Source organism: Candidatus Accumulibacter contiguus (assembly GCF_036625285.1).
GTDB lineage: Bacteria > Pseudomonadota > Gammaproteobacteria > Burkholderiales > Rhodocyclaceae > Accumulibacter > Accumulibacter contiguus.
Genome location: NZ_JAZKUC010000001.1, coordinates 2,010,167 through 2,031,052, shown reverse-complemented (window position 1 = coordinate 2,031,052; position 20,886 = coordinate 2,010,167). Strand labels below are relative to the sequence as shown.

Sequence of the window (20,886 nt, the reverse complement as noted above, 5' to 3'; positions counted from 1 at the left end):
GGGCTACTTCCTGCCGGTTTCCTGGCTGCTCCGACGCCGCCGCGCTTCGTAAAGGCAGACGCCGGTGGCCACAGAGACGTTGAGACTGGCCACTGACCCGAGCATCGGGATGCGTACCAGTTGATCGCAGGTTTCCCGAGTCAGGCGGCGCAGGCCATCGCCTTCGGCGCCCAACACCCAGGCGCAGGCGATTGGCCACTGTGCGCCATACAGATCTTCTGTTGCTTCGTCGTCGGTACCGACCACCCAGATCTCGCGTTCCTTGAGTGCACGCAGGGTGCGAGCCAGATTGGTGACCGTGATGTACGGTACGGTCTCGGCAGCCCCACTGGCCACTTTGACTGCCGTTTGGGTCAGACCGACAGCACGGTCCTTGGGAGCGATCACCGCGTGCGCGCCGACGGCATCGGCGACGCGCAGGCAGGCCCCGAGATTGTGTGGATCCTGGATGCCATCGAGGATCAGCAGGAAGGCCGGTTCATCGAGCGTATCGAGAACATCGTCCAGTGCCAGGTGGCGCTGGGTTGCATCGACGCTGGCGATGACCCCCTGATGCCTGGCGCCGGGAGCGATCGCTTCGAGGCGGGCAGACTCCACCGGCAGTACGCGTACCCTGGCGAACTCTGCGTGACCAAGCAGGTCGCGCAGACGCGCATCGTGGCGACCCGAATCGACATAGATCTCGCGCACCGCAGCCGGGTCGTGACGCAGTTTGGCGAGAACCGAATGAAAGCCGAAAATCAGACGGGCATGAGCGGACATGGCCTTCATTGTCCGGTCGCGATCGTTTCCAGGGTTCGCGAGCGCCAGTCGAGCACCGCCGTACGCATGCTCATTTGCTCGCCAAGCCTGGGAAATTCGGCGCGAATGACGTCTGCCGCGAAACTCGACAGGAAGCGCGACTTGAGTTCGGCGCGGGCGCGGTCCACGCCGATTTCATCGTAGGGTACCGAGGCCAGCAGCAGAAAACCGTCGTCCGGAATGCGTCCAGCCTGCATATTGGCTTCGATGATGCCGGCCGCGCGGCGGATCGGGACATCCAGATTCGGGCTATAGGGGCCGATGATCAGGGCGATGTTGGGCGTGTGCAGGAAGTCGAAGCCACGGCCGAGACAGATCATCCACTCGCGGTGTTCAATGTCGAGCAGGCGTTCGTTACGGCGAATTTGCGCGCGTACTTCTTCGATATGGGCCAGGTTGCCGTACAGCAGCGGCAGCAGGTCGGCACGCATGCGTGCCGGCATGTCCGGCAGCAGGGCGGCGAGGCGCAGTTCGAGGGTCGCCCGGTCGCTCGAAGTCAAGGTTGCCAGGTCGAGTTTGTCGCCGGCTGTGCCGTGAATCACCAGCGCATCCTCGTCGGTTTCGAAGCCGCAGACCAGCGGATAGACGGTGCCATGATCGCTCCCGAAAATGTGTTCGACCTGGTGGCGGATCTCGTAGGTGTGCGCGACCGCCGCTGCCGTGTCGTACTGGAAACCGGCGCAGCCGCGCCTGGGATCGCCTTGCGAGTAGTGGTAAGTGACCAGGAAGACGACATGACGGCCGGCACTGACCACGCGCTGCACGTGGTGCGCGAGGACCTCGCCGAGATGTGGCCAGCCGAGGTCGAAAATGCCGCCGAGGTTGCGGAAGGGCATCAGGATACCGACCGGAGTGTTGGTGGCGATCGGAATGTTGATGCGGCCGTCCATGCACTTGAGCACGGCGATCGCCGTTGGGTGCTCGGCCAGATAGCGTTCGCGCGCCAGCCAGGCTTCCGGGCTACGAAAAATCGTGCTGTGGCGGTCGGCGAGGCCGAACAGCCAGTCGATTCGTTCCGCGATGGGTTTGCCGTGGATGTCCATGGTAGGTACGAGCGGTCAGACGATCATGCCGGCACCGACGGTGTTGTTCGAGGACTCGTCGATGACGATGAAAGCGCCGGTACCACGGCTTTCCGTGTAGAGGTCGGCGAAGATCGGTTGCGCCAGCTTGAAGCGGACGCGCGCGATGTCGTTCATCACCAGCCGCTCGGCCACTTCGTGCTGCATGCTGTTGATGTCCACGCGGAAAGCGATGCCGGCGAGCATCGCCTTGCTGTCGCGGGTGGTGTGGCGCAGCAGGTACTTGCGGCGAGGATCGAGCGGCGACTCCGACAGCCAGCAGAGCATCGCGTCGATCTGCTTGGCGACCTTCGGCAATTCACCGCTCTTGACGATCATGTCGCCACGCGAGATGTCGATCTCGTCTTCGAGGAGGATCGTCACCGACTGTTCGGCCACGGCTCGGTCCAGCGATTCGCCGAGCACCTGGATGTCCTTGACGCGCGTTTCCCGTCCGGAAGGCAGCACCGTGACCGCATCCCCAACGCACAGTTCGCCCGATTCGACGCGGCCCATGAAGCCACGATAATCGTGCAGTTCCGGGTTTGCAGAATCCTGTGGACGACAGACGTATTGCACCGGGAAGCGGAATTTCTCGGCGTGGGCGCTGTGGATGGCCGGCGCACTTTCGAGAATCTCGAGCAGCGTCGGGCCGTTGTACCAGTCGAGGCGCTCGCCGCGCTCGACGATCATGTCGCCCTGCAGCGCCGACATCGGGATGAAGCGTACGTCGGTCAGACCCAGCCCGGCAGCAAACGTCAGATAGTCACTGCGAATCTGTGCGAAGGTCGCGGGTGAGTAGTCGACGAGATCCATCTTGTTGACCGCCACGACGATATGCGGAATGCCGAGCAGATGCGCCAGATAGGAGTGGCGGCGGGTCTGCGTCAACACCCCCTTGCGAGCGTCGATGAGGATGATGGCCAGGTCGGCGGTCGAGGCGGCGGTGACCATGTTGCGTGTGTATTGCTCGTGGCCGGGAGCGTCGGCGATGATGTATTTGCGCGTACCGGTGGTGAAGTAACGATAGGCCACGTCGATGGTGATTCCCTGTTCGCGCTCGGCCTGCAGGCCGTCCGTCAGCAAGGACAGGTCGACGACATCCAGGCCGCGTTTTGCCGAGGTCCGCTGGATGGCATGCAGGGTATCGGCGAGAATCGTCTTGCTGTCGAACAGCAGGCGGCCGATCAGGGTGCTCTTGCCATCGTCGACGCTGCCGCAGGTCAGAAAGCGCAGCAGGCCATTGTCGGGGACGGCGGCGCTGGGAAGTCTTTCGATCGCGGACATCAGAAATATCCTTCCTTCTTGCGTTGTTCCATGGATGCGTCGGAAGTCTGGTCGTCGAGGCGGGTAGCGCCGCGCTCGGTGATCGTCGTGATTGCCGTTTCGGCGATGATCCTGGCGACGCTATCGGCGTCGGATTCCACCGGCGCGGTGCAGGTGATGTCGCCGACGGTGCGAAAGCGGACCATCAGGTTTTCGATCGTTTCGCCGGATCTTGCCGGTGTCACCTCGGTGACCGGCAGCAGGCCGCCGCTGCGGCGCACCAGCGGGCGGCGATGTGCAAAGTAGATCGATGGCAGTTCGAGATGCTCACGTTCGATGTATTGCCAGACGTCGATCTCGGTCCAGTTCGAGATCGGAAAGACGCGGATGTTCTCGCCCTTGAAGCTGCGTGCGTTGTAGAGATCCCAGAGTTCGGGTCGCTGGTTTTTCGGATCCCACTGGCCGAACTCGTCGCGGAACGAGAAGATACGTTCCTTGGCGCGCGCCTTTTCCTCGTCGCGACGCGCTCCACCGATGCAGGCGTCGAAGCCGAATTCCTCTATCGCCTCGAGCAGTGTCACCGACTGATGCTTGTTGCGCGGTTCGTCGGGTGACTTGAGGACGACGGTGCCACGTGCCATCGAGTCCTCGACCGAGCGAACGATCAGCCGCTCGCCGAGTTCGCGCGCACGCCGGTCGCGGAAGTCGGTGACTTCCCGGTAGTTATGGCCGGTGTCAACATGCAGCAGCGGAAACGGAAAGCGGCCCGGGCGGAATGCCTTTTCGGCGACGCGCAGCATGCAGATCGAATCCTTGCCGCCGGAGAAGAGCAGCACCGGGTTGCTGCACTGGCCGGCGACCTCGCGCATGATGTGGATGGCCTCGGATTCCAGCCAGTCGAGGTGAGAAAGCTTGACTGGGGTGACTTTCGAGAGAGTTTCAGTACGCATGGTTGACCTTCGGGGTTCTCAGCACGCTTGCCGGGCAAGCTCGTTCTTTCTGGATTTTTTACATGCGCTTGATGTGCAAGCCGCATTCCCTGGATTCCGGGTTTTCCCACCACCAGCGGCCGGCGCGGACATCTTCTCCCGGCGTGACGGCCCGCGTGCACGGCGCGCAGCCGATGCTCGGGTAGAATCGGTCGTGCAAGGCATTGTAGGGAACCTCGTTGAGCTTGAGGTAGGCCCACACTTCGCGTTCGCTCCAGTCGGCGAGCGGGTTGAACTTTTCCAGGCCACCGTTGGCGGTGTCGACGCTGCGGATCGGCAGGCCGTCGCGGGTCGGGGCCTGCTGCGCGCGCATGCCGGTGATCCAGGCTTTCCGGCCAGCCAGCGCGCGTTGCAGGGGCTCGACCTTGCGCACCAGGCAGCAGCCCTTGCGCAGTTCGACCGACTCGTAGAAGGCGTTGATCCCGTTCGCGTGGGTGTAGGCCTCGACGAGATCGTGGCGTGGATAGTAGAGGCGTAGCGCCAGACCGTAGTGCTTCCTGACCTCGGCAATCAGATCGTAGGTTTCGACCGGCAGGCGACCGGTGTCGAGCGAGAAGATCTCGATCTTTGGAACTTCGCGGACGATCAGGTCGGTCAGCACCATGTCTTCGGCGCCGAGACTGCTGGCGAAAGCCGCCGGCGAGAAGTTGTCGGCGATCTCGTGCAGCAGCGCGCTGGCCGCATCGACGCGGGCGGCCAGCGCGTCGAGCAGCGCCGGGTCGTCGAGCTTGAGCTGGACGTTCATGCCGATGCCTGCGCTGCGCGCCGATGGAACAGCGGTTGCGGCTGGTCGGCCGCTGCCTGGTAGGCCTCGCTGAAAACCGACAAACCAGCCAGCGCCTTCTCGATGTCCTTGTCGGCCCGTAGTGCGTAGGCGTCGATACCGCAACGTTGCATGTAGAAGAGCTGGTCCTGGAGGACGTCGCCAAGGGCACGGATTTCACCGCCGTAGCCATAGCGTTCGCGCAGCAGGCGGGCGCTGGAGTAGCTGCGGCCGTCGGTGAACTTCGGAAAGTTGACGCCAATCACGGCAAAGCGGTCGATGTCGCCAGCCAGCGCTTCCGGCCCTTCGTCGCTGTCGAGCCAGACCCCGAGGGGTTGGTCGCGGGCGATGATTTCGTCGCGGCGTGCCCGCCAGACCGCGAGCGGCAGCAGCACCGGCGCGGCGGGCAGAGTGATCGCTTCCGGCGTTTCACCGTCGGCGAGGGTGAGGACCTGCCAGTGGTCTTCGACGATGCACCTGTTCTTGATGATCCTAGGCATGGATGACCTCCCTTTCCCGGCTATCGACCTTGGCGGATCTGCGCCGATCGCGACCGGCGTAAGCGCGGACCTTGAACGGCTCGATGCCGATCCGCTGCAAGGTGTCGATGAAACGCTCGCTGGCGGTCCGGTTTTCCAGATAAACGGCGATCAGCGCTTCGATCACCGAGGGCACTTCCTGAGCATAGAACGAGGGGCCGATGACCTTGCCGATCGCCGCAGTATTGCCTTGCTGGCCGCCAATCGTGATCTGGTACCACTCCTCGTCGTTCTTGTCGACGCCGAGGATGCCGATATTGGCGACATGGTGGTGGCCGCAGGAATTCATGCAGCCGGAGATGTTCAGCGAGATGTCGCCGATGTCGTGGAGGTAGTCGAGGTCGTCGAATTTCTGGTTGACCGCTTCGGCGATCGGGATCGAGCGCGCGTTGGCGAGCGCGCAGAGGTCGCCGCCGGGGCAGCAGATGATGTCGGTCAAGAGGCCGATGTTGGCGGTCGCCAGGCGATGGCTGCGAGCGATCTGCCAGATTTCGTGGAGATCGCGTTGGCGAACGTCGGCGAGGACCAGATTCTGTTCATGGCTGACGCGCACTTCGCCAAAACTGAAACGTTCGGCAAGATCGGCAACGGCGATCATCTGCGCGTCGCTGATGTCGCCGGGAGCAACCCCTGGCGCTTTCAGCGAAAGGGTGACGGCGGCGTAGCCCGGCGTCTTGTGGGCATGCACACAGCGCCTGACCCAGTTGGCAAAGGCCAGGTCGGTGCTGATCCGGGCGGCGTGTACCGGGTCTTCTGCCGGCAGCGTGTCCCAGGCGGGTGGGTTGAAATGTCCGGCAAGGCGCGTGAACTCGGCGTCTGGCACGGTTGTCGGGCCGTCCTTGAGCTGCGCCCACTCGGCTTCGACCTGACGGCTGAATTCCTCGATGCCGAGCGCCTGCACGAGAATCTTGATGCGTGCCTTGTACATGTTGTCGCGACGACCGTAGCGGTTATACAGGCGCAGGATGGCGTCCAGGTACGAGAGCAGATGCCGGCGCGGCAGGAAGTCACGAAGCACTTTGCCGAGAATCGGCGTGCGGCCGAGACCACCACCGACAAAGACCCGGAATCCGATTTCGCCGTCGTCATCGAGGACGAGGTCGAGGCCGATGTCGTGCGCACGAATCACGGCCCGATCTTCTGCCGCGGCATTGACGGCGATTTTGAACTTGCGCGGCAGGAAAGCGAATTCCGGGTGGAAGGTCGACCATTGCCGCAGCAGTTCGCAATAGGGGCGTGGGTCAGTCAGTTCGTCGGGAGCGATGCCGGCGAAATGGTCGCTGGTGATGTTGCGCACGCAGTTGCCCGAGGTTTGCACGGCATGCATTTGCACGCTCGCCAGTTCGCCGAGGATCGCCGGGGTTTCCTCGAACTGCGGCCAGTTGAGCTGCATGTTCTGGCGCGTCGTGAAGTGCCCGACGGCGCGGTCGTAGCGGCGCGAGATTTCAGCCAGCTTGCGCAGCTGCGCTGCGGCAAGCATGCCGTAGGGGATGGCGATGCGCAGCATCGGGCCGTGCCGCTGAATGTAGAGACCATTCTGCAGGCGTAAGGGGCGTAACTCGTCGGTCGAGAGTTCGCCAGCCAGATGGCGGGCGATCTGGTCGCGATACTGGGTGACGCGTTCGTCGATGATCTGTTGGTCGGTACTATCGTAGCGATACATCGCTCGCTCCTTGGGTCAATGAGGCGCTGGTCGGCCTACTGGGCAATCAGCTTGCTGCCGATGAGCACCAGCATGCCGGCGAGAATCGGACGTAGAATGCGGTCAGGCACTTTCGCCGAGGCGTGGCTGCCGAGCCAGATGCCGGGCAGCGATCCGAGCAACAGGCTGCCGAGCAGCGACCAATCGACACTGCCGATCAGCCAGTGACCGAGGCCGGCAAGCAGCGTCAGCGGCACCGCGTGGGCGACATCGCTGCCGATGATGCGGATCGCCGGCAGCCTGGGGTAGAGGTAGAACAGCACGGCGGCGCCGAGCGCACCGGCACCGACCGAGGAGATGGTCACCAGCACCCCGAGCAGGGCGCCGAAGGCAACCGTGATCGGCGCCCGCAAGCGGGTGTGTGCGACATCGTCGGCTTGTGCCAGCGCTTGCTGTTGCAGCTGGTTGCGAAAGATGATCGCAGCAGCGGTCAGCAGCAGGGCGACACCGAGCGATACCGAAATGATCTGCGAGACGGACGCGCTCTGCTTGGGCAGAAAAGACAGCGCCCAGATCGTCAGCAGCGCTGCCGGCATGCTGCCGCTCGCCAACAGCCGCGTGATGCGCCAGTCGACGTGCCCTTTGCGGGTGTGCACGACGGTGCCGCCGGCCTTGGTGATCGCCGCATAGAGCAGGTCGGTACCGACCGCCGTCGCCGGGTGGATGCCGAACAGCAACACCAGCAAGGGCGTCATCAGCGAGCCGCCGCCGACGCCGGTGAGACCGACGATGGCGCCGACGGCAAAACCCGACAAGGTGTACATCCAGTCCATGGCGCGCCGCAAAATAAGTAACTCGCGCATGGTAACAGCGCAGCATTTGATCGAATAAGAATATTCGGTTAGATTCTTATAACCAATTGGTTCGTGCAATGGCCATGAAACTCCAGCAACTCCGTTATCTCGTCGAAGTGGCGCGTCGTGGTCTCAATGTTTCGGAGGCTGCAGAGGCGCTGTATACCTCGCAGCCGGGGGTGTCCAAGCAGATCAGGCTGCTCGAAGAGGAAATCGGGGTGACCGTTTTCGAGCGGGGCGGCAAGCGCCTGACGGCGATCACCGAACCCGGCAGGGCAGTGCTCGAGATTGCCGAACGCATGTTGCGCGAAGCCGAGAACATCCGCCGAGTTGGCGAGGAATATGCCGACGGCGATTCCGGCAGCCTGGTGATTGCCACCACGCATACCCAGGCGCGCTACGTGCTGCCAGCCGTCGTCAAGAACTTCGTCGACCGGCATCCCAGGGTTCGCCTGTCACTGCACCAGGGACATCCGACCCAGATCGCCGAGTGGACGCTGCAAGGTGAGGCGGAGATCGCCATCGCCACCGAAGCGCTCGACCAGTATCCGCAACTGGTGATGCTGCCCTGTTACCAGTGGGTACACTGTGTCATCGCTCCCGATGGGCATCCGATCCTTGCCGAGAAGCCGGTGTCGCTGGCAGCGCTGGCACGCTGGCCATTGATCACCTACGACTCGGCTTTTGCCGGGCGCTCGCGCATCAACAAGGCCTTCGAACTGGCCGAGCTGACCCCCAATGTGGTACTCACCGCGATCGATGCGGATGTGATCAAGACCTACGTCGGACTCGGCCTCGGACTGGGGATCATCGCTCGCATGGCTTTTGATCCGACCCGTGATACCGGCCTGCAGGCGATGCCCGCCGAGCATCTCTTCGGTTCGAATACGACGCGCATCGGCTTGCGGCGGGGAACCCACATCCGTCGCTTCGAATACGATTTCATCGAGCTTTTTGCATCGCACCTGACCAGGAAGGCGGTGGACATGGCCATGGCCGGCGCCCGCCCAGCAGACGAGTACCAGCTTTGAGCGCGCCACTTTCGCTGCAGCAGCTGCGCATCGAGCGCGGCAAGCTCACTCATATTCCTGGACCGCGTGACCCTTTGTGGCCATGCCTGTGGCCATTGACGGCATGTCGTTTTCCCCCAGAGGAATCAATCCGTCCGCCTATCGGCCGGGCGGCGCGAAGGGAGATCATGAGAGACTTTCGCCATCACATCACCAGAACAGCCCTCAGCGTGGCTCTGAGGCGGCTGTGGGTGTTTATTTCTTTGGGAGTTTTCAGCGCGATGGGTCTGGCAGCCTCCATGGACAGGTACTTTCAGACTTCCGATGGTTTGCGGCTCCACTACCTGGAAGCCGGTTCAGGGGAGCGTACCCTGCTGTTTGTTCCCGGTTGGCTCATGCCTGCGGCGGTTTTCGAAGCGCAGATGGCTGGTTTGTCCGGAGAGTTCCGCGTGATTGCCTTTGACCCTCGTTCCCAGGGGCTTTCCCAGGTGTACCAAGGGTCGCATCGCCCCGAGATTCGCCTCCGCGATATGGATGAGTTGCTGGTGGCGGCTGGTGTGGGAGATTTCATCCTGGCGGGCTGGTCTCTGGGTGTGCTGGAAGCCCTTGATTTTATCGAGCAATTTCGGCCTGCCCGGTTGCGGGGCCTGATCCTGATAGACAACTCGATAGGCGAGGGCAATCCTCCGCCGTCTCGGCCCTCCAGACGCCAGGACCATCTGACCGATCCCTTACGACGTGTCCCTTATCTCACCGGCTTCTGCGATTCCATCTTCCACCAGCCACTGCCGCCAGCATTACGCCAGGTGGTACTGGCCTCAGCCCTGGGGGTCCCGCCCAAGGCTGCAATGGAATTGATCGCCCAGCCCTATCCGCGCACCTATTGGCGAGATATCGTCAGCCGGCAGGTGGTCCCGGTCCTCTACGCGGTGACGCCCCGTCTGCGGGAACAGGCAGCCGCTCTGAGCCGGAAGCGCGGGCCTGATCTCGCTGAAATAAAAGTATTTGAGAACGCCGGTCACGCACTTTTCTTCGATGCTGCCGATGATTTCAATACTCTGGTTCGGGACTTCTCTCTCCGGGTCTTCAGTAAGCTTGCGCCGTAGTCGCCGCGACCCGTCGCCGAACCACCTGGAGACATCGCTGGCTGCTAGCCTTCTGGTAACTAAAGGAAAAGGGTAGTTCGCCGCTGATCTTGCTGACACGATAAGCGGCGGCCAGGGATTGCTGGGACTTCGGATTGAACAGGGGATGAGGCCGTTCGAAATGGCCATACAAGGCCACGTCGCCGATCTTGCCCAACTCGCGATAGTCAATACCTGTCTCATCCTGCACAAGCAGTGGGGCGTTCATCACAATGGCATCACGTATGATCGAGAAGCCGGAATTCTGAGGCAGGTGGGAGGCTGCCTTGAGGAAGACGGGATGGCGTGTCATGCGCGCCATCCAGACTCGCGATGACTCGTGGGATTCCAGGTAGGAATTGGAAAGGTCCATGCGGACATAATCTACCCGAACGGTTTTCCCGGCCCGGGAGAGGGTGAGCCGGACGGAATTCCACGCCTCCGTGCGTGCGTTCACGAGAGGCTCGAATTCCCCGGTTTCTGGGTTCAGAGAGATAGGAGATACCTCTATCACTTCATATCCCAAGCGGACAGCAAAGGCCATCAGGGTGGTTGTGAGACCTATTCTGGCCTGCTTGTCGCGGACATCGGCATCCAGATCGTTGGTGCGAAAGAAACCAAGGCGGCCGAACTTCTGCCACTCGCTGCTGAACTTCCGGTAGAAATTGCGGCGTGCGGCTTCCGATAACTGCAATGGGTCTAGCGGCGGCTGTGCAGGCTGCATGGCCACTAGAACGTAGCGGTCAGCTTCCGGGAATAACTGGGCAACCGTCACCAGGTCTGGGCCAGCGAATGGGTAGAAAACCGTGCCACCCGCCGCCGGGGTGATGTGTTTGGCTGCCCAGGTTGCCGCCGGTTGACCGGTTCTGCTGCGGTAAGCGGTCCATGACTTGTCTACTGCCTGTCGGTAGGCGGCGCCGGCCTCCGGGACGCTGTTCAAGGTGGGCTGCCGAGGGTCCGGCAGGCCAGCGTAGGCACGGGCCAGCGAATCGACAGGACGGGCGCTTGCAAATCCGCCGGCACCCAACAGCGCCAAGAAGAGCGCGATCAATACCAGACAGCGATGGCAGAGTGGTGAGCGAGGCATGGGCAGGAAACTCCAGGAATCAGGGAATCAGGCGAATCGGTACTTCCCGAAGCGCAAGAGAGAAAAAGCGAACACCAGGAGCAGCGCAATGCTCACTTCCGCGGGACGTTGCACTGCACCCAGGATCAGGATCGCGCTCATGACGCCAACAAACAAAGGGCCAAATAGATAGCGGGCGACGGCGGGCGTCTTTTCTCTGATGCGATACATGCCAAGTACACAGAGTACCGGGAAAACGCCGAGAAGGAAGCCCATTATCGTGAGGATCTGCTCGAAGGTGCCGGTGATCACCATCAGGATGGAGAGCCCCGCTTGAAGCCAGCAAAGCTGCGGAGAAACCTGGGCGGGGGGCGAAGAACTCAGATTTCGCTGCGGTGACATCCAGGAGAGCACTGTCGCCAGTACCCGTGGTCCGATGAAGGCGGAGGCGCCGAGGGAGGAGAGCAGCGCGAAGGCGACGATTCCGGAGAACCAGGCTGAGGCCTGAATACCAAAGAGAGACTTGACCAGGATAGCCATGACCGGGATGACACCATCAATCTCGTGCGTCGGCAGGCTATTTAGTAGAGCCAGGTTGAGGGTAACATAAAGGAGAAGAGTGATGATCGATCCAATGATCATGGCGTTGCGCACCGTGCGCCCCGGGTTGGCAGCTTCCTCGGCGACATAAATAGCAGCGTTCCAACCGCTATAGGCGAACATGACCAGCATCATGGCCACTCCCCATTCGGGGCCGAAGCTCGCCATTCGGGAGGCCGATCCGACATCGACCGGAGTGGGGGGCGAGGCCAACATCAATCCATAAAAGCCGAGGCCGGCGAAGAGAGAAAATTTGATGATGGCCAGCAAGGTCTGGATTCGTATGCCTGACGGCCCTACGACACTGTGCAACGCTGTCACCAGGACCAGAGCGCAGCAGGCTACCAGCGCAGGTGGCTGCGCAAATTGGGGTAGTGCGGCGTCCAGATAAGCAGAGAGTGCCAGGGATGTGGCTGCGTTGGAGGCGGCGAAACCGACGACAAAGGATGTCCAGCCGGCTATTTCTCCCAGGACTGGGGAGAAGAATTCCCGCAGGATGATCGCCTCACCACCGTTCCTGGGCAAAACCTTGACGATGACCCCGTAGCAATAGGCGCCGAAGCAGGCCAGGATGCCACCCATCACCCAGACCAGGACTACCGCTTCCGGCGTCTTGAGAAGGGACAGTATGATCCCTGTGGTGGTAAGGATCCCCGTGCCCAACATGCTGGCCACGACGAGAAAAGTAGCGGATAGGGTGCTGAGGTGGTGTTTGATCGGAGCAATGCCATTTGAACATGATCCGGCAATTGTATCTTGGGACGGCATGGGATGGATAGGAGATTTGACGGTGCCGCCAGGGTCAACAATTCTCATTTTGACTCAAGCAATGGAGCGAGTTCGCCGGAAAGTGCCTTTCTGCCGGCCATAAGTGGGGGCCACTCCCTGAATCTGGCTCATTTGCAGGTGCTCGGTAGGAGAACAGAAGGCCACCTTTGCCAAAATGAGAATTGCTGCACTGGAACGTCGCATGGCCAAGCTGGAAGGAATCAGGGACCGCAACGATGTAGGGAGCGAAGTCGACAGGCTGTTGGAAAAGGCCGGGACGCGCCAACGTGCTGGCCGATTTCGGCAGCCTGACCGCATTCCGAAACTGGCTGGCCGCGCGAAGTGCTGCGGCCGACCATCAGGCTTTGATGGGGCGATGTACGGGATTCGAACCCGTGACCACTGGAATCACAATCCATCGGTCTAGGCATTTTTCGACGTTGAACGGCACTCATGAAATACAGAAAACAGCTTAAAAACAAGCAAGTTAGGTAAATAGGCGTTGCTTGACGTTGAAGCGGATTGCTGTAAAATGGCTAGATAGTGGCTACATGGAATCACCCATGGAGCCAAATCCGGAGCCGATGACATGAACCGCGAACGCCTGACGCCTGAATGAATCCGCCGTTTGACGCTGCCAGAGGGGCAAGCACAATCCTTCTTTTGGGATACCGACGCGCCGCGGCTGGCCGTTCGTGTGACCGCTGGCGCGAAGTCGTTCATCTTTGAATCCAAGCTGAACCGGCAAACTGTCCGCGTGACCATCGGCGACATTCGCACATGGACACTCTCAGCCGCACGCGACGAAGCGCGCCGGCTGCAAACGATGATTGACCAAGGCATCGACCCGCGCCAAGAGAAGCGCGACCGCATCGTTGAAGCAGAAACGAAGCGTGCCGAAGCAGAGGCGAAGCGTATCGAGTCGGAGCGTATCGCAACGCCAGCACTCGACGCCTGGCAAGCCTACCTTGCAGCGCGCGCCCCGCGCTGGAGTCAGAGCCATATCGGAGACCATGCGACCGTCAGCACGCACCAAAGGGCGGCACCCTGGCGACAGTGACAAGACGCTGCCGGGCATTCTGCGCCCGCTGCTAACGCTTCCTCTGGAGCAGATCGACGCTGACCGGGTACGCGTCTGGCTTCAGGATGAAGCCGCCAAGCGCCCGACCCATACCCGCCTTGCCTTTTCTCTGCTGCGCGCTTTCCTGAACTGGTGCAGCGATCGCCCCGAGTACCGGGACCAAGTACGGCCCGACGCCTGCATCACCCGCATGGCCCGCGACGAACTGCCGAAGAAATCCGCCAAGGACGATTGCTTGCAGCGTGAGCAGTTGCCGGCATGGTTCGCCGCCGTGCGCCAGATTCAGAATCCCGTCATCGCCGCCTATCTCCAGACTGCGCTGCTGACTGGCGCGCGCCGTGAAGAGGTGGCCGGCTTGCAATGGGAAGATGTGGACTTCCAGTGGAAGGCGATGACGATCAAGGACAAGGTGGAGGGCGAGCGCACTATCCCGCTTATGCCCTACGTTGCCACGCTACTGGCCGCCCTGCCCCGTCGCAATGAATGGGTATTCAGCAGCCCCACGGCGGCATCTGGAAGGCTTCAGGAACCGCGCATCATGCACAGGCCCTGACCGCTGCCGGTCTGCCAGGACTCAGCATTCACGGCCTGCGCCGTTCCTTTGGCACCCTCGCCGAATGGGTGGAATGCCCGGCTGGAGTCTCGGCGCAGATCATGGGCCACAAGCCAAGCGCGACCGCCGAGAAGCATTACCGTGTGCGCCCGCTCGACCTGCTGCGCATGTGGCACACCAAGATTGAGGCATGGATTCTCAACGAGGCAGGTATCGAGCAGCCCGCCGAAGCCGAGGCGCGCTTACGTGTCGTGGTTTGAGCTTTACTCCACTGCGGAACTTTTGTAACATATGCGTTACGAACCTGTGTTCGATCTTCTCGACTATCAGACGGCAGACGGACGTGACCCGTTCCAGGAATGGCTGGCAAAGCTGGCGGACAGGAATGCCCGCGCACGGGTGGCCGTCCGGGTGCAACGAATGGCTGCCGGCAATTTTGGTGACCACAAGCCCCTGAACGATGGCGTATGGGAATTGAGGATAGACCACGGCCCCGGCTACCGCGTGTATTACGCCCAAGCCGGCCGGCGAGTGCTGTTGCTCCTGATCGGTGGCGACAAGCGCCGCCAGCAAGCCGACATTGAAACCGCCGTCCGCTACTGGCAGGACTGGCAAAGGAGGAATGCACCATGAAAGCCGCCCGCCCCCACGATGATGCAATGGTGGAACTGCTGCGCCAAGACCCGGCGTTTGCTGATGAATACCTCGCCGCAGCACTGGAGGAAGCAGAGGAACCCGGCGGCAAGCAAGCCCTGTTGCGCGCCTTGCGCCACGTCGCCCATGCCCAAGGAATGCAAGAGGTAGCTGCACGCGCTGGCCTGCGCCGCGAAAGCCTTTCCCGAGCACTTTCCCCCAAAGGCAACCCGACACTCGAAACCTTGCTGGCCGTTCTGTCTGCCGCCGGCCTGCGCTTGGCTGTGGCTCGAAGAGAACATCCGGCCTGACCGAGTTTTGCCGCGCCTATCTCGACGGGGAGAAAACCGGGAACCCTTCACCCGGCTGGTGCGGCACCCCAAACGAAGGAGCGCAGTGAAGGAATGCCGCAGTGAAACCAAGAAGAACTGCAATCGTCTGGTTGCCGGGTGACGAAGGAATGATTGACGCCGCGCTGCTGCCTGGGACCATAGCGGCTGCCGTGTACCCGCATCCCCCAAGGGATGCAGATTGGCCGGCGTCTGATGGGTTCATGCTCAAGCGCTTGAAATGTGAGCGCAGTATCACGGCCGCGTTGAGGCGCAAGCTCGGAAGACTTCAAGCTGACCCAAGGCGAGGCGCGAACTTTTCTCTCGGAGCTTGGCTGTGCACTTGGGAACGCCTACGAAATAACTTCCCGTTTTGACTGTGCGCTCGGGCATGCCACTTGCTTGCTTGGTTGTAACTACTCAGGGCGACCACGCCGAAGCTCAAGCGAGGCGAGGCTGAGGGGGCTGGCCCTGGAAAGTGAGGATCAGGGCGTGGAAGAGATTGGCGCCCTGCTTGTGCATGGTTGCGAGATACGAGTGAATGATGCAGTAGGCATCGGCCCCCTTCTTGGTCCGGAAGCCGCCGGAGACTTTCTGTTTGACCTTGGACATGCGCACGGCTTGCTCGGCCAGGTTGTTGGTGAACGGAACGCCGGGATCCGTGGCAAAGCGCCAGACATCGTCGGTGTAGGTGCGCAAGCGCAGGAGGAGGTTCGTCGCCTTGCTTTGCCGGGGACGCCCGCGTTTGCCCGAGGGTGGAGCCCGGGGATTGAGGGCTTCCCCTTCACTGAGAATGTCGGCGTAGCGGGACAGGAAGAACGCCCGGCGGGATTCCGGCAGCGGCGCGCCGGTCTGACCGACCTCATGACAGGCCGTCCGCAGGAGATCGATCATGCGGCCGGCCCAGGCTTGCCCGAGATCCTCAAAGAGGTAGGTCAGCTCGCGCAAGTGATGGGCATTGCACAGACCGTGCTTGCAGAGGAGGTCACGATAAGGCTTCCAGCCATCGTGAATGAGGGTGCCCAGGAAGCCGGGCAGAATTCCCAGGGCATCGAACGCCTGCTTGCCGCGTTTCGCATGGCAGGCGACCCAGGTCAGCAGCGTGGTCGCCAGGACGTGCATCCAGTGCAGCGAGCCGGCGACACGCAGCCCGGTCTCATCGGCGTGCGCGACATCGGCGACTTGAAGGGCCTGGCCGATGGTGCTCACCGTCGGCGTCAGCCGGACCCCGGCCTCCTGTGAGGCGGCGAGTACCGTGGCTTCGGCCATCGGCAGTCCGAAGAAATCGTCCATCAGCTCCGACGTGCGTTGCACCGGCATCATGTGGTGTTGCGTCAGATGCACCGCTGCCGCCAACGCCGCCGGCCCGTACTGGACCGGCGAAGAAACGCCTTCCGGGAACTCGCCACGGCACACCTCGCCGCAGGCGCAGGTCGCCGCCCAAACTTGATGCTCGGTGACCTCAAAGCGCAACGGCGGCAGATCGAACACCTGCCGGCTCTCGGCCATCGTCGCTTCCCCCAAGGGGCCTTGGCACGCGTGGCAGTGGGCCGCGGGCAAATGCACGACGACTCGATCCGGCTTTTCTACCTTCTGGAGCGTGTGTCCAGTATGCCCCGGCTGTCCGCCATTCGGGTGCTGCCCCGGTTTGCGCAGCGAACGGGGCTTGGCCGGCAGCTTGGCCAGCCCATCCGAGGACGGTGGTTTGCTCGAATTGTGGCTATTCTTGGCCCCTCGACCTTCCAGTTCCTGCACCTTCGCCTGCAGCTTCTCCACTTCTCCCCTCAACTGCCGCACCAGCGCACGTAAGGGCCAAAGCTCGCGGATCAGATCATCCTTCTCGGCAACACTCAGTCGTTCAAGGTCGGGAATCTCGTCCATGCCCACTCACCTGTACGAAGCCTATCCATTGCGAGGTCAATGCTGGGTTCTCTTGAAAGCTTGGACGTTCGCTCTGAGCAAAAATTCCAGTACCTGAGCGTCGCCACGCTTCAGCCTGTCCGCTTGGCGGAGGACTCCTGAGTAGTTACGCTTGGTTGTTCTGAAAACAGCAAAGGAACGCCTACGAAATAACTTCCCGTTTTGACTGTGCGCTCGGGCATGCCACTTGCTTGCTTGGTTGTTCTGAAAACAGCAAAGGGAATGCAGCGTGGGCTATTACCGGGAAGACGTAGAGCGGCGAATGAAGGAATTCTATCGGCGACTATCGGAAAAGGATCGTCGCCGGTACGCGGCGGTGGAGTCTGACAAGTTGGGGCATGGGGGCCAGCAGTACATCGCGCAGTTGTTTGAGATCGATAGCAAGACGATCCGACAAGGACTGGCCGACCTGGACATAGCGGAAGAGGCGACGGGGGATAAGCTCCGAAAAAAGGCGGTGGGCGGAAGCGTAAGCTCGACCTGACGCCCGAATTATCGACGACGTTTCTGGACGTCGTTCGAGAGCATACGGCGGGCTGTCCGCAGCACGCCATTCGTTGGACCCATCTGCGCCAGCCGGAGATTGCCCGGCGCATTAGCGCGACGGGAACCCCGGTCAGTTGCCGGATTGTTCGCCAGTTGCTGAAGCAGCATGGCTTTGTTCGCCGTCAGGCGCAGAAGAAGACGTCGTTCAAGCAGCACCCTGAGCGCAACCCGCAGTTTGAAAACATCACAGCGCTCAAGGCCGCGTACCTGGCGGCTGGTCAGCCCGTACTCTCCATGGACACCAAGAAGAAAGAGATGCTCGGCAATTTTTACCGGAACGGCACGCTTTACACCCGAGAGACCCTGGCCGTGCTGGATCATGACTTTCCCAGCTATAGCGAAGGCAAAGTCGTACCGCATGGCTTGTACGACATCGGTTTGAACAAAGCCCATGTCAATCTGGGCACGAGTCATGACACCACGCAGTTCGCGTGTGACAGCGTGGAACGTTGGTGGTCTTTGCACGGACGTCACGATCATCCCAATGCCGATAAGATATTGATTCTGTGCGATGGCGGTGGCAGCAACCCCTCACGCTCGCCGTTGTTTCAGCAGGACTTGCAAGCGCTTGCCAATCGGCTCAAGCTGGAAATTCGGATCGCCCACTTCCCGCCGTATTGCTCCAAGCACAATCCGATTGAGCACCGCGTCTTCCCCCATGTCACGCGCGCTTGCGAAGGCGTCGTATTTGAAAGCGTGCCTCTGGTCAAACAACTGATCGAGCGTACCCAGACTCGAACTGGACTTCAGGTCACCGTCGATATTATCGATCGCGTCTACGAAACCGGACGGAAAGCGGCGCTTGATCTCAAGGCATCCCTGCGCATCGTCGCCGATGCACTACTGCCCCCATGGAATTACACCATCCTGCCAAATTCAACAGCATAAAACCGGGAAGTTATTTCGTGGGCGTTCCAAAGGGAATGCAGCGTGGGCTATTACCGGGAAGACGTAGAGCGGCGAATGAAGGAATTCTATCGGCGACTATCGGAAAAGGATCGTCGCCGGTACGCGGCGGTGGAGTCTGACAAGTTGGGGCATGGGGGCCAGCAGTACATCGCGCAGTTGTTTGAGATCGATAGCAAGACGATCCGACAAGGACTGGCCGACCTGGACATAGCGGAAGAGGCGACGGGGGATAAGCTCCGAAAAAAGGCGGTGGGCGGAAGCGTAAGCTCGACCTGACGCCCGAATTATCGACGACGTTTCTGGACGTCGTTCGAGAGCATACGGCGGGCTGTCCGCAGCACGCCATTCGTTGGACCCATCTGCGCCAGCCGGAGATTGCCCGGCGCATTAGCGCGACGGGAACCCCGGTCAGTTGCCGGATTGTTCGCCAGTTGCTGAAGCAGCATGGCTTTGTTCGCCGTCAGGCGCAGAAGAAGACGTCGTTCAAGCAGCACCCTGAGCGCAACCCGCAGTTTGAAAACATCACAGCGCTCAAGGCCGCGTACCTGGCGGCTGGTCAGCCCGTACTCTCCATGGACACCAAGAAGAAAGAGATGCTCGGCAATTTTTACCGGAACGGCACGCTTTACACCCGACGGACCTTCCCGGAGCCCTTGAGGTAAGTCGTTGATTCATGGCAAGAAACCAGAAAATCGGCAAAAATGTAGGCATGTAAATATAATAATAGCTATTTACAAACAATGTGCTATTGGCTATTATTGTCGGCATGTACATCGCCCGCGTCCCCAACCGAAAGTCCAGGCCGGCCATCCTGCTTCGCGAGTCCTATCGCGAGGGAGGCAAAGTCTGCACACGAACCATCGCCAATCTGACGAACTGGGCACCGGAACGAATCGTCGCCATGGAACGTCTGGTGAAGGGCGAATTCGACGACTGGTCGGGAGAGATGACCAGCGGCGAGATTTTTGGGGTGCTGTTTGCCCTCAAGCAGTTGGCCGACCAGGTGGGCCTCACGCGGGTGCTGGGCAGCGCTGCGGAAAGCAAGCTCAACCTGTTCCTGATTCTCGCGCGTATCGCGCATGGTGGCTCGCGGTTGTCGGCGGTACGCTGGGCGAAACAGCACACGGTGGCCGATGTGTTGGCGGTGGAGGCGTTCGATGAGGACGACCTCTATGCCGCGCTGGACTGGCTGGCGAGCCAGCAGGAACGCATCGAGCGGGAGCTTTACCAGGCCTATGTCAAGGCGCAGGGCCAACCGCCCGTGCTGGTGCTTTACGACGTCACTTCGAGCTACTTTGAAGGGGAATGCAACGAGCTGGGGCAATATGGTTACAACCGCGACGGCAAGCGCGGCAAGCCGCAAATCGTCATCGGTTTGTTGACCGCGGAGGACGGGGAGCCTCTGGCCGTGCGGGTCTTCGAAGGGAATACCGCGGACCCGACGACGGTGGCCAGCCAGATCACGATCCTGAAGGAACAATTCGGCATTGCCGAGGTGGTGATGGTCGGCGATCGGGGAATGATCAAGGCCAAGGGGAAAGCCGCGCTGTCGGTACAGGGCTTCCGTTATATCACGGCGTTGACGGACGCGCAGATACGCACCTTCCTCAAGGAGGGGGTGCTGCAGACGGATCTCTTCGATGCGCATCTGTGCGAGGTGGAGCACAACGATAAACGCCTGATCGTGCGCCGCAACGAGACTGTGCGGGTGCGCGAGGAGCGTCGGCGGGAGGACAAGCTGGCGCAGTTGCAAGCGAAGGTCGCCGAACGTAATGCCTTCGTCAAGGACTCCAAGCGCGCCAGCGCGGCAGCAGGCCTGGCCGCCTTGCAGCGCTGGACCAAGAGCCACAAGCTCAGCGCGTTTGTCACCCTGACGCTGAAAGAACGCGTCATTGTCTGTACCATCGACGAGGAGGCCAAAGAGCAAGACGCTCTGCTCGACGGCTGCTATCTGCTGGAAACCAATGTGCCGCTCACCTTGATGGACGCGAAGACGGTCGATGCGCGTTATCGCGATCTGCAAAAAGTCGAGCGCAACTTCCGCACCGTGAAAACCACCTTTCTGGAAATTCGCCCGATCTTCCTGCGCAAGGCCGAGCGGACCAAGGCGCATGTCTTCGTGGCGATGCTGGCCTTAAAAATCACGCGGCGGTTTGAAGCGGCTCTGCGGCAGACCTTCGGCAGCACCGAAGACGACCCCGCCGCCATCACCCCGGACGACGCCCTGGTGGCCCTCGGACGATTGACCTATCTCTACACCACCGACCGCAACGGTCAGCGTCACACGCATCTGCCACGCCCGGACGATCAACAGGCCAAAATCCTCAGCGCCATCGGTCTGTCCTTCCCGCTCAAGGCCAAAGCCGACAAGCTCGCCGCGTAGGCAGGCGCCGCTTTTGCGGCATCGGCTATTTTTTTAACAAAAACCGATA

General features: G+C 61.3%; 21 protein-coding genes and 1 pseudogene. 11 read left to right on the top strand and 11 right to left on the bottom strand.

Annotated features, from left to right (window positions below):
• Positions 1-3 precede the first annotated feature (3 nt).
• Genes rlmB through V5B59_RS09925 form a run of 8 tightly spaced genes read right to left on the bottom strand, consistent with a single transcriptional unit; the run spans position 4 to position 7,894 of the window.
• A complete protein-coding gene (gene rlmB, locus V5B59_RS09960) occupies positions 4-762 on the bottom strand; it encodes a 23S rRNA (guanosine(2251)-2'-O)-methyltransferase RlmB (protein WP_169071168.1) in 759 nt (252 codons plus the stop codon).
• A 5-nt stretch (positions 763-767) separates the two neighbouring features.
• Positions 768-1,844, bottom strand: a complete 1,077-nt coding sequence (locus V5B59_RS09955) for a carboxysome shell carbonic anhydrase domain-containg protein (RefSeq protein ID WP_169071167.1) — start codon at positions 1,842-1,844, stop codon at positions 768-770.
• 15 nt (positions 1,845-1,859) lie between these two features.
• Positions 1,860-3,149 (bottom strand): sulfate adenylyltransferase subunit 1, encoded by a 1,290-nt coding sequence (locus V5B59_RS09950; protein WP_169071166.1) that lies wholly within the window; start codon positions 3,147-3,149, stop codon positions 1,860-1,862.
• On the bottom strand, positions 3,149-4,078 hold the full coding sequence (cysD, locus tag V5B59_RS09945) for a sulfate adenylyltransferase subunit CysD (RefSeq protein WP_034916867.1): 930 nt from the start codon (positions 4,076-4,078) through the stop codon (positions 3,149-3,151). Before cysD ends, V5B59_RS09950 begins: the two co-directional genes overlap by 1 nt.
• 58 nt (positions 4,079-4,136) lie before the next feature.
• A complete protein-coding gene (locus V5B59_RS09940; RefSeq protein ID WP_169071165.1) occupies positions 4,137-4,862 on the bottom strand; it encodes a phosphoadenylyl-sulfate reductase in 726 nt (241 codons plus the stop codon).
• Positions 4,859-5,380 carry a DUF934 domain-containing protein gene (locus tag V5B59_RS09935; RefSeq protein WP_169071164.1) on the bottom strand — a complete coding sequence of 174 codons (522 nt, stop codon included), beginning with the start codon at positions 5,378-5,380 and terminating at the stop codon, positions 4,859-4,861. Before V5B59_RS09935 ends, V5B59_RS09940 begins: the two co-directional genes overlap by 4 nt.
• Complete coding sequence (locus V5B59_RS09930) at positions 5,373-7,082, bottom strand: nitrite/sulfite reductase (protein ID WP_169071163.1); 1,710 nt, start codon at positions 7,080-7,082, stop codon at positions 5,373-5,375. The genes V5B59_RS09935 and V5B59_RS09930 overlap by 8 nt, the downstream gene beginning before the upstream one ends.
• A gap of 35 nt (positions 7,083-7,117) precedes the next feature.
• On the bottom strand, positions 7,118-7,894 hold the full coding sequence (locus V5B59_RS09925; RefSeq protein ID WP_332352188.1) for a sulfite exporter TauE/SafE family protein: 777 nt from the start codon (positions 7,892-7,894) through the stop codon (positions 7,118-7,120).
• Positions 7,895-7,998: 104 nt separating this feature from the next.
• Between V5B59_RS09925 and cysB the strand changes: the two genes are divergently transcribed.
• A complete protein-coding gene (gene cysB, locus V5B59_RS09920; protein ID WP_169071162.1) occupies positions 7,999-8,946 on the top strand; it encodes an HTH-type transcriptional regulator CysB in 948 nt (315 codons plus the stop codon).
• Positions 8,947-9,113: 167 nt separating this feature from the next.
• On the top strand, positions 9,114-10,031 hold the full coding sequence (locus V5B59_RS09915; protein ID WP_169071161.1) for an alpha/beta fold hydrolase: 918 nt from the start codon (positions 9,114-9,116) through the stop codon (positions 10,029-10,031).
• Here V5B59_RS09915 and V5B59_RS09910 read toward each other — a convergent pair.
• Positions 10,012-11,100, bottom strand: coding sequence for a hypothetical protein (locus V5B59_RS09910; protein ID WP_169071160.1), 1,089 nt, complete (start codon positions 11,098-11,100; stop codon positions 10,012-10,014). The genes V5B59_RS09915 and V5B59_RS09910 overlap by 20 nt on opposite strands.
• 63 nt (positions 11,101-11,163) lie before the next feature.
• Positions 11,164-12,531 carry an APC family permease gene (locus V5B59_RS09905; protein WP_034919789.1) on the bottom strand — a complete coding sequence of 456 codons (1,368 nt, stop codon included), beginning with the start codon at positions 12,529-12,531 and terminating at the stop codon, positions 11,164-11,166.
• A gap of 154 nt (positions 12,532-12,685) precedes the next feature.
• On the opposite strand from V5B59_RS09905, the gene V5B59_RS09900 reads away from it, so the two are divergent.
• From V5B59_RS09900 to V5B59_RS09875, 4 genes and pseudogenes are all read left to right on the top strand, one after another.
• Positions 12,686-12,910 (top strand): hypothetical protein, encoded by a 225-nt coding sequence (locus tag V5B59_RS09900; RefSeq protein WP_034919791.1) that lies wholly within the window; start codon positions 12,686-12,688, stop codon positions 12,908-12,910.
• 192 nt (positions 12,911-13,102) lie between these two features.
• Positions 13,103-14,377, top strand: a pseudogene (locus V5B59_RS26200) (tyrosine-type recombinase/integrase).
• A gap of 31 nt (positions 14,378-14,408) precedes the next feature.
• The gene (locus tag V5B59_RS09880; protein WP_169071159.1) at positions 14,409-14,750 is read left to right on the top strand and encodes a type II toxin-antitoxin system RelE/ParE family toxin; all 342 of its coding nucleotides are present in this window, start codon (positions 14,409-14,411) and stop codon (positions 14,748-14,750) included.
• Complete coding sequence (locus tag V5B59_RS09875; RefSeq protein WP_169071158.1) at positions 14,747-15,061, top strand: addiction module antidote protein; 315 nt, start codon at positions 14,747-14,749, stop codon at positions 15,059-15,061. Before V5B59_RS09880 ends, V5B59_RS09875 begins: the two co-directional genes overlap by 4 nt.
• Before the next feature lie 459 nt (positions 15,062-15,520).
• Here the strand turns inward: V5B59_RS09875 and tnpC are convergent, their stop codons facing one another.
• Positions 15,521-16,960: an IS66 family transposase gene (gene tnpC, locus V5B59_RS09870; RefSeq protein WP_169072211.1), complete on the bottom strand. Its 1,440-nt coding sequence runs from the start codon at positions 16,958-16,960 to the stop codon at positions 15,521-15,523.
• Between the two features lie 301 nt (positions 16,961-17,261).
• Here tnpC and V5B59_RS09865 point away from each other — a divergent pair, with 301 nt between their 5' ends.
• The 5 genes from V5B59_RS09865 to V5B59_RS09845 all read left to right on the top strand — a co-directional run bounded on the left by V5B59_RS09865 (position 17,262) and on the right by V5B59_RS09845 (position 20,837).
• The gene (locus V5B59_RS09865; RefSeq protein WP_248594609.1) at positions 17,262-17,483 is read left to right on the top strand and encodes a hypothetical protein; all 222 of its coding nucleotides are present in this window, start codon (positions 17,262-17,264) and stop codon (positions 17,481-17,483) included.
• A complete protein-coding gene (locus tag V5B59_RS09860; RefSeq protein WP_332352159.1) occupies positions 17,480-18,433 on the top strand; it encodes an ISAzo13 family transposase in 954 nt (317 codons plus the stop codon). The genes V5B59_RS09865 and V5B59_RS09860 overlap by 4 nt, the downstream gene beginning before the upstream one ends.
• 75 nt (positions 18,434-18,508) lie before the next feature.
• Positions 18,509-18,730 (top strand): hypothetical protein, encoded by a 222-nt coding sequence (locus tag V5B59_RS09855; protein WP_248594609.1) that lies wholly within the window; start codon positions 18,509-18,511, stop codon positions 18,728-18,730.
• A complete protein-coding gene (locus V5B59_RS09850; protein WP_332352187.1) occupies positions 18,727-19,116 on the top strand; it encodes an ISAzo13-like element transposase-related protein in 390 nt (129 codons plus the stop codon). The genes V5B59_RS09855 and V5B59_RS09850 overlap by 4 nt, the downstream gene beginning before the upstream one ends.
• Positions 19,117-19,220: 104 nt before the next feature.
• Complete coding sequence (locus V5B59_RS09845; RefSeq protein WP_332351692.1) at positions 19,221-20,837, top strand: IS1634 family transposase; 1,617 nt, start codon at positions 19,221-19,223, stop codon at positions 20,835-20,837.
• Positions 20,838-20,886: the final 49 nt, after the last annotated feature.